The sequence below is a fragment of the Seleniivibrio sp. genome (genome assembly GCF_021209385.1).
Classification (GTDB): Bacteria; Chrysiogenota; Deferribacteres; order Deferribacterales; family Geovibrionaceae; genus Seleniivibrio.
Window position 1 is genome coordinate 1 of the sequence record NZ_JAJOIL010000040.1, and the last position, 13695, is coordinate 13695.

Annotated in this window: 10 protein-coding genes and 1 pseudogene; all 11 read right to left on the reverse strand. The window is 47.0% G+C overall.

Going from position 1 to position 13695, the window contains the following annotated elements; all coding sequences use genetic code 11:
• Window positions 1–702: 702 nt before the first annotated feature.
• Window positions 703–1746, reverse strand: a complete 1044-nt coding sequence (locus LRY47_RS13915; RefSeq protein ID WP_295226465.1) for a cytochrome c3 family protein — start codon at window positions 1744–1746, stop codon at window positions 703–705.
• 2 nt (window positions 1747–1748) lie between these two features.
• On the reverse strand, window positions 1749–2318 hold the full coding sequence (locus LRY47_RS13920; protein WP_295226467.1) for a cytochrome c3 family protein: 570 nt from the start codon (window positions 2316–2318) through the stop codon (window positions 1749–1751).
• A gap of 24 nt (window positions 2319–2342) precedes the next feature.
• Window positions 2343–3587: a hypothetical protein gene (locus tag LRY47_RS13925; RefSeq protein WP_295226469.1), complete on the reverse strand. Its 1245-nt coding sequence runs from the start codon at window positions 3585–3587 to the stop codon at window positions 2343–2345.
• A gap of 18 nt (window positions 3588–3605) precedes the next feature.
• Complete coding sequence (locus LRY47_RS13930; protein WP_295226471.1) at window positions 3606–5723, reverse strand: ammonia-forming cytochrome c nitrite reductase subunit c552; 2118 nt, start codon at window positions 5721–5723, stop codon at window positions 3606–3608.
• Between the two features lie 18 nt (window positions 5724–5741).
• Window positions 5742–6626, reverse strand: coding sequence for a cytochrome c3 family protein (locus tag LRY47_RS13935; RefSeq protein WP_295226473.1), 885 nt, complete (start codon window positions 6624–6626; stop codon window positions 5742–5744).
• Between the two features lie 31 nt (window positions 6627–6657).
• Entirely contained in the window at window positions 6658–7530 is an 873-nt protein-coding gene (locus LRY47_RS13940; protein WP_295226475.1) for a hypothetical protein, read from the reverse strand.
• Window positions 7527–10649: a cytochrome c3 family protein gene (locus tag LRY47_RS13945; protein WP_295226477.1), complete on the reverse strand. Its 3123-nt coding sequence runs from the start codon at window positions 10647–10649 to the stop codon at window positions 7527–7529. The genes LRY47_RS13940 and LRY47_RS13945 overlap by 4 nt, the downstream gene beginning before the upstream one ends.
• Entirely contained in the window at window positions 10646–11530 is an 885-nt protein-coding gene (locus LRY47_RS13950; RefSeq protein WP_295226479.1) for an NHL repeat-containing protein, read from the reverse strand. Before LRY47_RS13950 ends, LRY47_RS13945 begins: the two co-directional genes overlap by 4 nt.
• Window positions 11520–12380 carry a cytochrome C gene (locus tag LRY47_RS13955; protein ID WP_295226482.1) on the reverse strand — a complete coding sequence of 287 codons (861 nt, stop codon included), beginning with the start codon at window positions 12378–12380 and terminating at the stop codon, window positions 11520–11522. The genes LRY47_RS13950 and LRY47_RS13955 overlap by 11 nt, the downstream gene beginning before the upstream one ends.
• Window positions 12380–13282 (reverse strand): cytochrome b/b6 domain-containing protein, encoded by a 903-nt coding sequence (locus LRY47_RS13960; protein WP_295226484.1) that lies wholly within the window; start codon window positions 13280–13282, stop codon window positions 12380–12382. The genes LRY47_RS13955 and LRY47_RS13960 overlap by 1 nt, the downstream gene beginning before the upstream one ends.
• Window positions 13283–13294: 12 nt before the next feature.
• A pseudogene (locus LRY47_RS13965) lies at window positions 13295–13695 on the reverse strand (cytochrome C); the annotation flags it as partial.

Below are 13695 nucleotides of genomic sequence, written 5' to 3' on the forward strand. Positions count from 1 at the left end.
AATACCGTTTGAATATATACTATAGTGAATATTGATTTTATCTATCATGGATAACAAAAACTCAAATTTAATATGCCTGATTAACTAATAGTATTGGATTTTTTGAATTAAACTTTACAAAACTCTGTCAACAGAGCATTTAGAGCGTTTTTCATAAGTAATGTCGTCTTTGCGAACGGAGCGAAGCAATCTGCACCGCCAGAACATGCTGAAGATATCAGATCGCTTCGTCGCTTTATTCGACAAATAGTTTAAAGTGGACTCATTTCAGCAAGCTCGGTACAGAAACATTTGCAAAAATAGGCAAATATTTTCAGCCTTCGGCTAGTGCTTTCCGCGAAGACGGAATAAAAACCACTTCTCTGGAAGCAGTCCCGTATTTCGATTTGAGACATTACTTACGAAAAACCCATCATGACACAAAAAAGGGGAACCCTTTTCAGAATTCCCCAGACTGATGACAAACTGGATTTTACGTTCCGATCTCCCCCTTTAGAAAAGGGGGATTAAGGGGGATTTTGATTAAACATCAATCAAATCCACCCCAGCCCTCCTTTTTTCAACGAGTTTGGAACAGAAACATTTGCATAAGATAGTGCAAATGTTTTCTAAAGGAGGGAGAAAAATGGAAATTATAGCTTTATCAACAAAAAAGGGGAACCTTTTCAGGATTCCCCTTATTTTTTTAAGTTAAAGATACTGTCAGAACAGACCGTTCACATTTGTACCATACCCTGCCCCGTGGTAGTGACAGTCGGTGCAGTTTGATGAGTAAGTGCTGGTATGCACAACCTCTTTAAGTCCGTTAGTTGTATCTGCGCCACTGTCATTCGTGTGGCACACTGCACAAAGTTCGGAGAAGTTGTTCGTTGTGACGCTTACAGACGCACTTTTTGCCGTGTCGTCCGCAAGTGTGGCTGTTTTACCCGATTCAGTTATAAGATACGGGTTATCGGAAGAGTGAACCTGATGACAGCTTAAGCACGGAACCACCATATCGTTGGCATATGTGCCGCGGAACACGCCAAAGCTCTGACCCTGACCGACTTTCGCGCCGTGGATGTCAGCGGTGGACTTCATTTCCGCATCCGTGCTGCCTATTCCCATAAATGTGGCATATATGTTTGTCTGCTCTGTGTCAAAAGTAAGGTAAGAAGGCATAATGCTGAATGCGCCGTTACCGTCGTGGCAATTAAGACAGAAGTTATTTGTACTTGCATAGGTTGTACCTGACTGAGTTAAATCAACTGCGAGATCAAGTGTTCCATCCATATCAGACCAATCGTGGCAAACCACGCAGTCGGAGTTGCCTATCTTGCCGTCGCCGTCCAGATCGTGCATATTTGATCCGCCGAACATATCGTGTGATGATACTATGTCAGAATCCGCGTGGCATTTGAGACACTGGTAAGTGTCCGCAGTAATACCTTTGATGCCGTTTGTTCCGTGGCAGTAAAGACATGCGCCTATATCTGTTTCACCTACTTTTCCAAAGCTCGCAGCGAGTTTCGGGCTGTAGTCGTGTATATCCTGAAGTTTTTTTATGTTATGGCAAAGATAGCACTTGTCGTTGCCCCACGCAGTACCACCGTAGTGAGCCTCTGGCACTGTCAACTGAGGAGCGTTTCCAGTTCTTTCTGTTAATGGTGAATCCATATCACCTGAGTTTCCGCCTCCACAGGCGACTGTGAGGGCTATTACGCAAAGAACAGTAATGTATGTAAGAACCTTATATATCTTTTTCATGATCAGTCCTTCCTGTGGCATGAGATACAGAATTCAACCCTATGGCAAGTGTCGCATGAACCGGGGTCGGTATATACATCAATTGAGTGTTTCAGCTTAAAAGAGCGGCTGTGTCTCATATTTTCCATAGAATTCTGTTTGCTGTGGCAGCTTTCGCAGTACCATTCGTCGTGGCACGTCTGGCATGACCTGCTGTCCAGAGTTGCGGGAGCCGCGTGCATGTTTTTCCAGTTGTTCAGGTGGTCAGCGGGTTTCAGAACCTTCATATTCTCATGGCATGTGGAACAGTTCTGGGGTGCAGATGCTACCCTTGTTTCGATATCCCTGTGACACGAGTGACATTTTCCGTCAATTTTCAGGTCAGCGGCAATTTTCAGCTCTCCGCCCTGTTTTATCATAGTTTCGATTGACGGCAGTTTATGACAGTGGAAACAGTCCTTTTTCTGCTGGAAAAGGATGTCCACGTGTTTTTCGTGGTTAAATTTAGTCACGGGGGACTGATAGTAAAACTGTGTGCATCCGAAGATGACCGGAACGACCAGCAATAACAGCCATGATACCTTTTTAATCATTATATCCTCTTCTCCGGCAATGGTTTAAAAGCTGTAAACAGCTTTAACGCCGTATCTGTTCTCAGGCAGATAATAGGTTTCTTTACTATTTTCCGCATAGATGCTGAGTGTCAGGTCTTTCATTATGTTATACTCCGCATCTGCGTAGAGCGAATAGATGTTTTCATCTGTCACATAGTTTTCAAGTCTGAGCGTTTCGCCCTCGAATGTGAGGCGGAACTGTTTAGTAAGGCTCCAGTCCAGCGCGGCACTTGCGCCTTTGGCGTTCGCTGTCTCGCTGTCATAATAATACCCCTCGATATTCGCCGTGACGCCTTTGGTTTTGAACCAGTCAAAATCAGCTCCCGCTTTATATATCTGTCCGTTGACTATGTCACCGCTCTCCTGCTCTATCTTGGAATGGACAACACTGACATACGGAGATACGTTCTCTGAGAACGCATACTGCACTGTGAATGCCATCTTCTCTTCCTGTCCGGTGGAGAAGTTGCTTATGATGAGTACGTCGTCGTAATTCGTACCGTCTTTAACGTTATATTTCGAGCCTTCCGCTATCAGTCTGAGAGCGTCGCGTTTGAGATACGCTCTTATCGTGCCTCTGTAGAAGTTATGCTCCAGCATGTCGTATTCGCCTTTAGCATCAATACTTAAAATATTTTTACCTGAAAGAGCGAACACTCTGCCAAGTCCGAGTCCGGTGAATTCCTGATATGTAAGGTCGCTGTCATATTCTTTAGAATACGAAACGTAGCCTGTCATATCCTTAACGCCGTTAAGAAACACCCGACCGCCGTACATCTTGTCGCCTGTTTTGCGGAATTCTTCGTTTATGTGTCTGCCGTCGGCATCGAAATACTGCGGCTTGCCGGCAAACGCTGTAACACCGAATTTATAATCCGTGCGAACTGTTGCGAGCGCACCGTCCAGCGTAAGGAACCTGTTGCCTATGTATGAGAAACGTCCTGCCTTAACCTCAACTGCGTTCTGGAAGCTGGTGTAGTCCAGATATGCTGAATATACGTCGGACTGGCTGTCGCTGTCCTCTTCTGAATCAGTTGCGAATCGCCCGTAAAAATTGAAGCCGAGATATGGGTCGTATATCTTCGCGTTGTCAATGTTCAGATAGTTTTCCCAGAGGGTCTCCGAACTTTCGCCCTTGTCCTTTGAAACTTCCAGGGCGGTTGAAAAGAATCCGTCAACATTGTATGCGTATGCGGAAAAACCTGAACATACTATTGACGCAGCTAAGAAAAATTTAAAAAATTTCACCGGCTTTCTCCCGTTTTATCAGTTTGCCGCCAGGTCGGCGATTGAAAGATCTAAAAGTGATTCAGCATATTCGGGGTTATGGAAACCGCCGCTTCTGTCGTACAGAAGGTAGTTATAGTTATATGCCGCGCGGTTAAGTGCTGTTGAAAGCGCCGCTGTGGATGCGCTGTAGCTGGCTTTCACTGCCGAACCTACAGGTTCACCCGCTTTTGTATTGATAGCTGCTTTAAGCTGATCCATTTTATCCCTTACGTTTGCAACACGTCCGTCATATTCAAAATGCCCGTCTGTATATGTGGGTGAAGTTGTGTGACATCCGGAAGCGACACAAGTGGTGATGCGTCCTGCGGGGTTGTCATGCATATCCAGTTCGTGTGTCGCTTTACCGTTCTCTTTCATGTGGCAAGTGGCACACTGAACATCTACAGAACCGTGTATCGACTTAGTGAATCCAAGGTTCTGACCGTATTCGTAGCCTCCAACACCCTGCATAAATTCAGCCTGAGTGTTGTGAGGTATGGTTCCGACTGCGGGAAGGGATACATCCGCATTGTGGCAGTAGTAGCAGAGTTTGCTGGTTCCTGCGCTGGCAATGGTTCCGCTGGGTATGGTGTAGCTTCCTGTAGTTCTTAACTGTGAAGCAAGCCCGCTCTCACCGTGGGGATCGTGGCATACCGAACAGCCGATGCCCGATACGCTTTCGGTGTTGGAGGGGTTTATATCTGTGTTAAAGATACGTCCCATCATGCCTTCACCTGTGTGGCATTTGAAGCATGAGGCGTTCCTTGCAACGTTGCCGTTTGCAAGTGTGTGAGACTTATCGTGGGTATCTGAATATTTGAACGAGTGACCGCTCACGCCGCTGTAATCGTGGCATGTGAGACACACATTAGATGTCGTAGGTGTTTTGTCATAGTGTCTGTCAAAGAAGTTGCCGCTGACACCGGAGTTCGGTCCGTGGCAAGCCTCACATGTGACACCCTCAAGGTGCCCAGCCCCTGTTGACTCCATGGGTGTCCAGTTTGTGACTTTTTCATCATAACCGTCAGCTGTGCGACCGTCATATCTGAAACCGGTTGCATGGCACTGATAGCAAGTGGAATCTGTTTCTCCTGCTATGTCTGCAAACGCCTGACCGTGTGCAGATGTCCCCCACGGAGTTGTGAGGTTTCTGAGGAGTTCGCGTCCGTATTTGTCAACTATGTCCGATGATGCAAATATTCCGGTGTGGCATTGCACATAGCACATTGCCGTGCCGGCATCCGGATCGTCAGAATATGTAAGTGCAAACACGCTCTTTGTTTCTGTCAGTGTCTTACCGTTCACACCGTTAAGCGTAAGGGTAAGTTTATATGTTCCGGCAACATCAGGAACCATCGAAACTGCTGTTCCGATGTATGTGAGTGTTGCAGAAGAACCTGTCGGTTTGGAGGTCAGTGTCCATAAGTATGATGTCACTGTTTCACCGAATACTATTTCGTCAACATCGGCAAAAATCTTTTCACCGACCTGAACGTGATCTATACCGCGTGATGTGTCGGGAAGTGATTTACCTGAAGGATCGGTGAGTGTTGATGTCGCTGCCGAATAACTGACAGCTGACAGTTTTATTATACCTGAAACAGTGGAATCGGTTATCTGGCTTTTGTATCCTGCGAAATAGTTGCCCACAAGGGAGACTGTCGCAGAAACATCGCTTCCGGCGCCGTGCGCAGTCGTAAGCTCTGTGACGCTGCTGCCGAGTGAGCAGAAGACAGAATCTGCCGCAGAACCACCCTCTGAAGCGAGTATATTCGCATTATAAGGCAGTGTTATTTTTGCCGGAACTGTTGTCGAAAGACCGCTCACGGTTATTTTGTAAAGGGAGGAGAGCGATATGTATCCGTCAACAGAATAACTTGCCTCCGCCTTTTCAATCGTGACCGTTTTGCCCGCGAGTTCGGCTGAATCAGCGCTTACGGAAAATCCTTCCATATCGCCGCTGCCGACATAGTTCAGCTCGCCGTTGGATCCGACCTGAGTGGTGACGATTATTCTTGTATCGTCATTTATGGAGCTTTTAACGTCTCCTCCGCCCATACAAGCCGTCAGGGCGAAAAGCGACATAACTGCAAGCAGAAATTTAACAAATCTCATATCATCCTCTTATTGCCGTTACTCGGAAGACATTTCTTCCAGAGCATCCAGCAGATCCTTTGCTTCTTCAGGGTCGTGACATTTTGCACAGAGCGCTTCGCGTCCGCCTTCGACAGACAACAGTTTATCGTTGTCCGAGAAGTGGGGGCTGTGGCAGTCCGCACAGTCGATATCCTTGTTGAGTTTCTCCACTTTGACGCCTGACGTCGGGTGAGTTTTCATATAGCTTGTGCTGTGTATGCTTTCAGAATCGTGACATTCAAAGCACAGCTCGCCCGGCTGTTTTCTCAGGTGTGTTCTGTTGGTGGATTTATGGGGTGAATGACATATGGTGCAGTAACCCTCAATAACAGGTGCATGTACCATAGGCATGGTGTCTATCTTCTCTTTCATCGCTGTGTGACACTTAAGGCAGGTGTCTGCGAAGGGTTCCTGCGGAACAAAATTATTCTCTTTTTCGTGGCAAAAGAAACATTTTGCCTCTGCAACAGGTTTATGTACCCATGCACCGAGGAATTTGTCGCTGTGGCAGTTCACGCAGTCGCTGAGATTTTCGAACTTATGACAGTTGAGGCATATCTCTTTGTTCGTGCTTGAGTGGAACCCGTTAAGTCCCTCTGTCCAGTCGGCGACCTTAGCCGCAGAATCTATCCTGTTGATGACGAACTTCTGAACGTCATCACCCTGCGTGATGGTGATGTTGTTGACACCGTCATCAAGGCGCAGGATGGTCATCAGCATGTAATAGTCTTTGCCCTCTTTGTCTTTGGCGCGTATGAGCTTTTTATCCATGATGCTGCCGTTGATGTCGATACGCACGGGCAGTGTGTTGTCCGAACGCCCAATGACGTGCATATTACTGACAGCCTTCATATTCTGCGACATGGGAAAGATTATTTCCATCTTTGCCCACGCTGATGAAGCAAAAAGCAGACTACTCAGAATCAATATTAAAGTTATCGGGAAGTTTGATCTCGTCCGCATGCTTTTTGTCTCCATTTGCTTCATAAATAGTTTTCAAATAATAATTAAGTCTGTTTTCAGAGCTGTATTTTCCTTTAAGCCCTGTGAGTATCTCGATCGCTTTACCGTTATCGCCGCCAAGGTAATAAGCAAGCCCTGTGTAGAACTTACACTCGTTGTCGGTGCAGGTTGAAAGCACTTCAAGCGCCTTGTCCGGGGATTTGAGCCTGAGATAGGTCTGACCGAAAAGGAGCTTGCCTTTGTCGTCCAGCTTTGATGCGTCTATGGAATTAAGCTCTTTAAGCGCTGCCTCAGTCTCACCTTTTTTGGCAAGCAGAAGGACGAAGTTCATTCTGGGAACTATCTTTTTATAGTTCTCCGCGCTCTCAGCCATTTTCAGTTTTTCATCAAGCTCTTTAGCATCTACTCTTCCTGAAATGAAATCAAGATAAATGCCTACTTTGACGTTGAAACTGCTCTCGCTGTCTATGGAACCTATCAGTTTGTTCTTTTTATAAAACTCCATATAGGGCAGATGTTTATCTGTAACTCCCTTATATATGAAGCTTTCGTCTCTGCTGCCTCTGAAACCGTCCGCCACGCTTGCAAGTGTTGATGCCGAACTCTCGGCACCGACACAGGTGACGGCAGGGTGCGCTTCACACTCTTTCAGAAAGTCTGCGAACAGACTGACGTTAAATCTGTTATTACTGTCAAAAAACAGTACAGCGCGGTTCTCGCTTAAAGGTTTTGATGTCTTAAAAACTGGTTTAAGTTCATCCGCCGCCGCCTGAGAAAATATCAGCGCCGCAGCAAGCATTCCTGCCGGTATTCTCAGTTTCACTTTTGCCCCTCTATTTTTTCAAGGTTGCGCTGTATCTCAAAAAGGTTTTTGAGAACTTCAGCTTCCAGCATCTTTCTATTGAGCTGGCTTCTGTTATCCCTGAATTTCTTATCGTGGTATTTTTCAAACAGGTCTTTCGCCTGTGTTTCTCCGTGGCAAACGGAACAGAATTTGTCCTTCACGTCTTTCTTAAGGAAGCTGTTGTTCAGATCTCCCTCAACATTGTAAGACGCCGCCATTGTGCCGCCCGCTTTCCAGACGTGGGGGTTGTGACATGTCTGACATGTGATGGAGCCTTCGGCGGAAACAGTTCCCTTATCATCGAACAGGTTATCTTTGAATTTCTCCCTATAGGGGAATATCTTGAATATCCTGTCGTGTGTTATCTTTTCGGGTATCTTTTTATAGCCTACGCCATCCGCTTTGTGGCAGTCGGTACACATTTCAAACGAGAACGGAGTCTTGCCGTCCGGTTTATATGCCCACATCAGCCTGTTGTCCTTATGGAAGTTGTGTGGCGTGTGACATGCGTAACATACGTTCGCCGCAGCTTTCTTTTTATCACTCTCGTTCAGATAGTCAAGCTTTGCGAGGTTGTGCTTGGTCATATCAACAAGTTTCTGATCCTCGTGACATGCGAAGCATATGTTCTTCTCGCCCATATCTCTGAGCATACCCTTTTCAGGTCCGTGGGGTTCGTGGCAAGTGGCGCACACTATGTTTCCGTCCTGCAGGTATATCTTCATATCTTTTTTCGGCTTCACGTTCATCTTGTGGCTTGACGTGATGGCTGTTTTTGAAGCTATGCCGTCTGTGCTGTGACAGCTTGAGCATATTTTTTCAAAGTCTTTGCCGTAGGACTTTTTAAACAGGTAGTAGCCGCCGTCGCCGTGAACCTCGTGACATGCGCCGCATGTATCGTCGGCAGCTTTAAGTTTGGCAACCTTGTCACTGTTCTTTTCAAATTTCTGCACGTTGTGCGGTGAGGTTTTCAGAGTTTTCTGATCTTCGTGGCATCCTGCGCAGAAGTTACCGTTAACGGCAGTTATCTTCTTGTCAAGGAAGCTGTTCTGCACCGTACCCTCGTCGCCCTTCTTCGGTCCGTTGTTGTGGACTGTGTGACAGGTCGAGCAGTAGATGAAGTATTCGCCGTCCTTTTGTGTCAGATATTTATATTTGTCGTGTGCCTCTATCTTGCCCATCTTGTGTCCGCCGTCCACAGCTTTTTTGTCTGCGGAGCCTTTCGGATTGTGGCAAGCGATGCAATTATCGTCTTTTGTTTTGTATGCGTATTCCACTGTCATCATGTTCACGTTGGTCTTTGCGTTGTGAACGCTGTGACACTGGGCGCATACCGGATCGGTATCCTTCTTGCGCACGTCGTGATCTGATCCCGCAACCTCTTTCTGTGTCTGGTGACATGCTGAACAGAACGAATCCTGATCGGCAAAGCCTCCCCTCATGAAGTCTTTATCCAATGTGCCTTTCTTGGACTGTTTATGCGGATCGTGACAGCTCACGCATGTGAAGGTGCCGTCTTTTGTTGTTTTAAAGTCGCCTGTCATCTGCATTTTCGTCTTCATGTTGACAGGGTGGGAGTGTTCGCCTATGACCATCTTCTCTGCACTGCCGCCTTTTTTGTGGCAGTCCATACATCCGTCGTTCTCCGGCACGGCAAGAAGTCTTTCGCTGTCGCTGTTGTGTACCTTGTGGCATGACAGACAGCTCTTCTCGTTCTTCTTGTCGCCGTGGGACGTTTTGGCGATCATCTCTTTTTCTTTGTGACAGGTGATGCAGAGTGTACCGTTCTGTGCGTCTATGCGAAGAGAATTCTTCTCTTTGCCGTGAACGTCGTGACATGTGGCACAAGTTATCTCTGTTTTGCTACTGTCTGAACCCAATGTGGTGAAAAACCTGATTATCTTCTGGAACAGAGGCAGTTTTTCATTCTTAGGCATATCCTTTTTCAGAACTTTGCCCACTGAGTGATTGAACTTTTTGGTGTCGATTATCTTTTTATTGGCTATTCCGCCTTCGGAGTGACATCCGACGCATCCTTTTGTAAGGAGGTCGCCGTCACCCGCAAGACCGACAGACCAGCCGTGGGGAGCGTGGCAGCTCTGGCATGTTCCCGCCTGCTGTGAGGATTTACCGTCTTTAGTACGGAATCCTTTGGCAGTGAGCATGTCGTGTTTGCCGCCTACGATATCTTTCTTATTATTGTGGCATGCGTAGCAGAGTTTGCTTTCGGCATTGTCTTCAACAAGCAGTCCTTCCGCTTTTGCCTTGTGGGTGGAGTGGCATGTGGAGCAGATAACTTTTCCGTCCTTGCCGTATTTTCCGCCCTCGTTAATCATCGCCTGCATCTCAGCCTGTCTTCCGTGTTTCACGTTCACAGGGTGGTTCAGCAGCCCTTTCACATATTCGCCGCTGTTGGCATCAACAACGTTTTCGTGGCAGACGCCGCAGACCTTTCCGCCGTCAAGGGGTTCGATGAGCAGTTTTTCACCTTTTGGTGAGTGGGCAACGTGACAGCTTTCGCAGACCACCTGTCCTTTGCTGCCGAGTTTACCGTATCTGGATTTAACGGCGGACGCCATCCCTTCATAACCGCTCTGGGGCGCTTTCAGGGGGTGGCTTATATTGCCGTCGTGTCCTATATCTTTGTGACAAGCCACACAAAGCTGAGAGTCATAGTTCTCCATGCGGAGGAAAATGCTCTTGTCAATTCTGTCGTTTCTGGGGTCGCCTGTGGAGTGCGCCGAGTGGCATGTACGGCAGGCTATCTTACCTTTTTCAAGGGGGAGATTATTGGGGATGTTCATGTGTTCGGGTATCTTGTCGGAAAGCTTGTGCATACCGCCAGACCACACTTTAACGCGGCTGTCGCCAACCGTTCCGTTGTGACAGCTGTAACACATCTTTTCCGCCGCAACCACCTTATCTTTCTGGTAAGGAACGACTTCCGTTCCTTTCAGGTCAAACAGGAATTGGGGCATCCATTCATAGTGGCAAAGTGCGCACTCTTTGGATGAGTCGGGGTTGCTCTTTGTTATGTCCGCCGCAAAAGCGGTTGAGGAAAGAATTGCAAGTGTGAAAATGAGGAGGAGCTTTTTCATTTGGTCCCCCTCAGTTCGTATACTGAAACGGTTCTGGCAAAGCCGTCGACAACAGCCATGTAGCGTCCGTTTATTCTCATGTGTGTAACTGATTCAAATTTAAGCTTTTTGCCGTTCCTGTCTTTAAGAACGCCCATATATTTACCGTCTGCGTCAAAATACTGCACGGCTCCGGTGAAACCGTCACCGACAAAAAGTATTTCGCCGTTGAGCAGGGCTATGCCTGTGGGTCTGTAAAACTGACCCTTGTCAATGCCCCACTGTCCGATGAATTCATAGAACTTGAAATCTTTGGTTATCTTCTGTACGCGGGTTCCGAGAACCTCTGAAACATAAAGAACACCTTTTTTATCCATCGCCATCGCAAAGGGATACCAGAATTGCAGTTTGTCCTGTCCGTAGCCGCCGACAACGGCTTCCACAGCCTTTGTTCCCATGTGGGTCTTGAGTATGCGGTGGTTGTCATTATCCGCCGAATAAACGTAGCCCCCGGAAACAACGGCATCGGTGGGGTCATATTTCCCCTTAAGACCGGACGCACCGAACGAACTGAACTTGTCCAGACTGCCTGTCAGCATGTCCAGAGTGTTCTCTGTACTGTTGCAGAAAAGGAAGTAATTGCCGCTTTTAACAAGGCAGGTTCCGCCTTTTAAAAACGCCTTCTGTGTCGATCTGACAGCTTTTCCGTTTCTGTAAACCGTATACGAACCTGTATAGGCATCGTATATCCCTGTGCTTGAATCGCTTTCGACCACCGCATCCGCGGGCGCGGATTTATCGCCCAGCTTAACTTTATAGAGAAGTGATGCTGTCACCTGGGCAGCATCACTTATTGCGGTAATACCAAAAAGCAGTAATACGGCGATTATCTTAATTTTCACTCTCTGTTCCCTCTGCAGGTTTCAGGAAATTAGGTATATAGAACTCTTTATACTTGTTGACCATACCCACAACCTCGTTGCCTACGAGTTGGTTTGCTCTCCTTTCGGGATAACCTATCTTCTCGAAGGGCAGGTATGCTTTCATACGGTCGGGAGTGTGGCAGTTCTCGCAGTTGACAGCGTTTTTGAGCTCTGTCATGGGTCTGTGGATAACCTTCATAGCCGCACTTTTTGCAGTGGGAGCCATGTTGTTGACCTGACTTTTGAACTCGTCGACGTATTTTACCATCTGCTCGTTGTCATACAGCTTGCTGCCGTCGGAATTGAGAGGCAGAAGCTTGTAGGGAGTGTCTTTTAAATAAGTGGAAAGATCTATCTTGTCCACCTGTTTGCCGGTGGTCTTTTCATACCACACAAACTTTGTGGTCATGGAGTTGTTCACTTTGATGTGACATGTTTCGCAAGCCATGAAGTATGCGTGCATGTTCAGGAAAGCTCTGACCTCTTTCTTTTTATCGTGAGGAACATCCCCATGACAGGAAACGCAAAGGTTTTGTGAATCCTGAATGGCTTTTCTGTCGGTTTCGTGGAAGTCATAGAGTTTATGGCTGCTGTTTATGTCAACAACAGGCGTACCATGTCCGCCCTCCTGACTCACACCGGAAATCATGTCCTGATAGAGTTTGTCCTCTTTCGAAAGTCCGGCTTCGGCATGTTCCGCATGGGGAGCCTTGTGCCAGATGTGCATTACAAGTATCTGTATAATGTAACCGCAGTAGGCCATTATAATTATGCCCAGAAGGCAGTATATTATTCGTTTAGGTCCGACCTTAACGTGTTGGTGAGACATTACTTATCCCCCTTGTCGTTCTTTTCGCTCTCTTGAAGGAAGCTGATCTGATCTCTGATGATCTCAAGTTTCTCTTCATCTTCAAGCTTCTGTGCTTCCTGTTGTGCGTCAACGTCGAGCATATATGAAGGGTCCTTTTCAACTATTTTGTTGATACGCGCCCATTCAACATAATATTCGTGTTTCATCAGGTTCTCCGGCAGGTAACCTGTGATGAACAGGTTTGAAGCGGGGAACTTGTCATAGTTGACGTGTGCATTGTACATGTGCCAGATAAAGATAACGCTGACCGCAAGCATAGCTTCATCAGAGTGTGCGATGTAGCTTATGTTGACAGCCCAGCCCGGCATGAACGATGCAGCCCAGACGGGGAACCACAGGAAAACGCCTGTGATACCGAGAACGGGAATACCCCAAAATACCGCCCAGTAGTCGAACTTCTCTCTCCAGTGGAATCTTTCGTGCTTGGGTCTGTCATCCGAAATGAAAAGCGCAAACTTTACGAAATCTGCAATGTCCTTTCCGTCTTTCGCACGGGGACACATGGGAGAGTAGTAAACAAAGAGCAGAAGCTCTTTCCACGAAAAGGTTCCGCTTCTTTTTGCGGGACCATAGTAGTAGTTGTAAATGTTTTTAAACAGGTAGTACCAGTGGTAGAAGAACAGACCGCACATGGTAACACCTGCTATCCTGTGAAGCGTCCTTGTAACATGCAGCCCGCCGAAGAAATCTATGATGGCAGGAGCCCAGTCATAGTAATGAAACTTCAGAGGGAAGCCGGTGATGGTCAGCATCAGGAACGTTGTCATAAGGATATAGTGCTGTGCCTTCTGGTTGCCTGTAATTTTCAGGTAATGTTTTTTACCGTCTTTAATTTTTATCAGCGGCAGTTTTCTCATCATGTCGGTACCCTCTTAATCCTTTTTTTTGCGTCTGAGGCTGAAATTCGGGAACATCTCTCTGATAAGTTCCAGAATCATCAGCGCAAGCAGCGGATAGAATGCACCGATTGTCAGAATGGTGAAACCGAGCGCTACATAGAATTCGACAGGATAGATGTCTTTGTCGATGACAGAGTGCATCCTTATCATACCGAACTGCTGTGAAGCGTTTGCGTGGCAGTCGGCATCTTCACATGTTTTATATCTGTTTTTCTCATAAGTTGCGCTTATGGGATTTCTCCAGCTCTGAATGTTGTGTGCGGAGTCGCCTTTTTTAACGTGGCAGTCGATACAGCTGGGTGCATGGGGCATTCCAAACTCGACAGCCTTGCCGTGGAAGGTATCCATATAGGTAGCGCGGCATTTTTCATTTT

Coding starts and splice junctions, on each gene's coding strand:
- LRY47_RS13935 (WP_295226473.1), bottom strand. CDS start 6,626: ATGGAAATAATCTTTCCCATGTCGCAGAATATGAAGGCTGTCAGTAAT.
- LRY47_RS13960 (WP_295226484.1), bottom strand. CDS start 13,282: ATGATGAGAAAACTGCCGCTGATAAAAATTAAAGACGGTAAAAAACAT.
- LRY47_RS13945 (WP_295226477.1), bottom strand. CDS start 10,649: ATGAAAAAGCTCCTCCTCATTTTCACACTTGCAATTCTTTCCTCAACC.
- LRY47_RS13915 (WP_295226465.1), bottom strand. CDS start 1,746: ATGAAAAAGATATATAAGGTTCTTACATACATTACTGTTCTTTGCGTA.
- LRY47_RS13920 (WP_295226467.1), bottom strand. CDS start 2,318: ATGATTAAAAAGGTATCATGGCTGTTATTGCTGGTCGTTCCGGTCATC.
- LRY47_RS13955 (WP_295226482.1), bottom strand. CDS start 12,380: ATGTCTCACCAACACGTTAAGGTCGGACCTAAACGAATAATATACTGC.
- LRY47_RS13930 (WP_295226471.1), bottom strand. CDS start 5,723: ATGAGATTTGTTAAATTTCTGCTTGCAGTTATGTCGCTTTTCGCCCTG.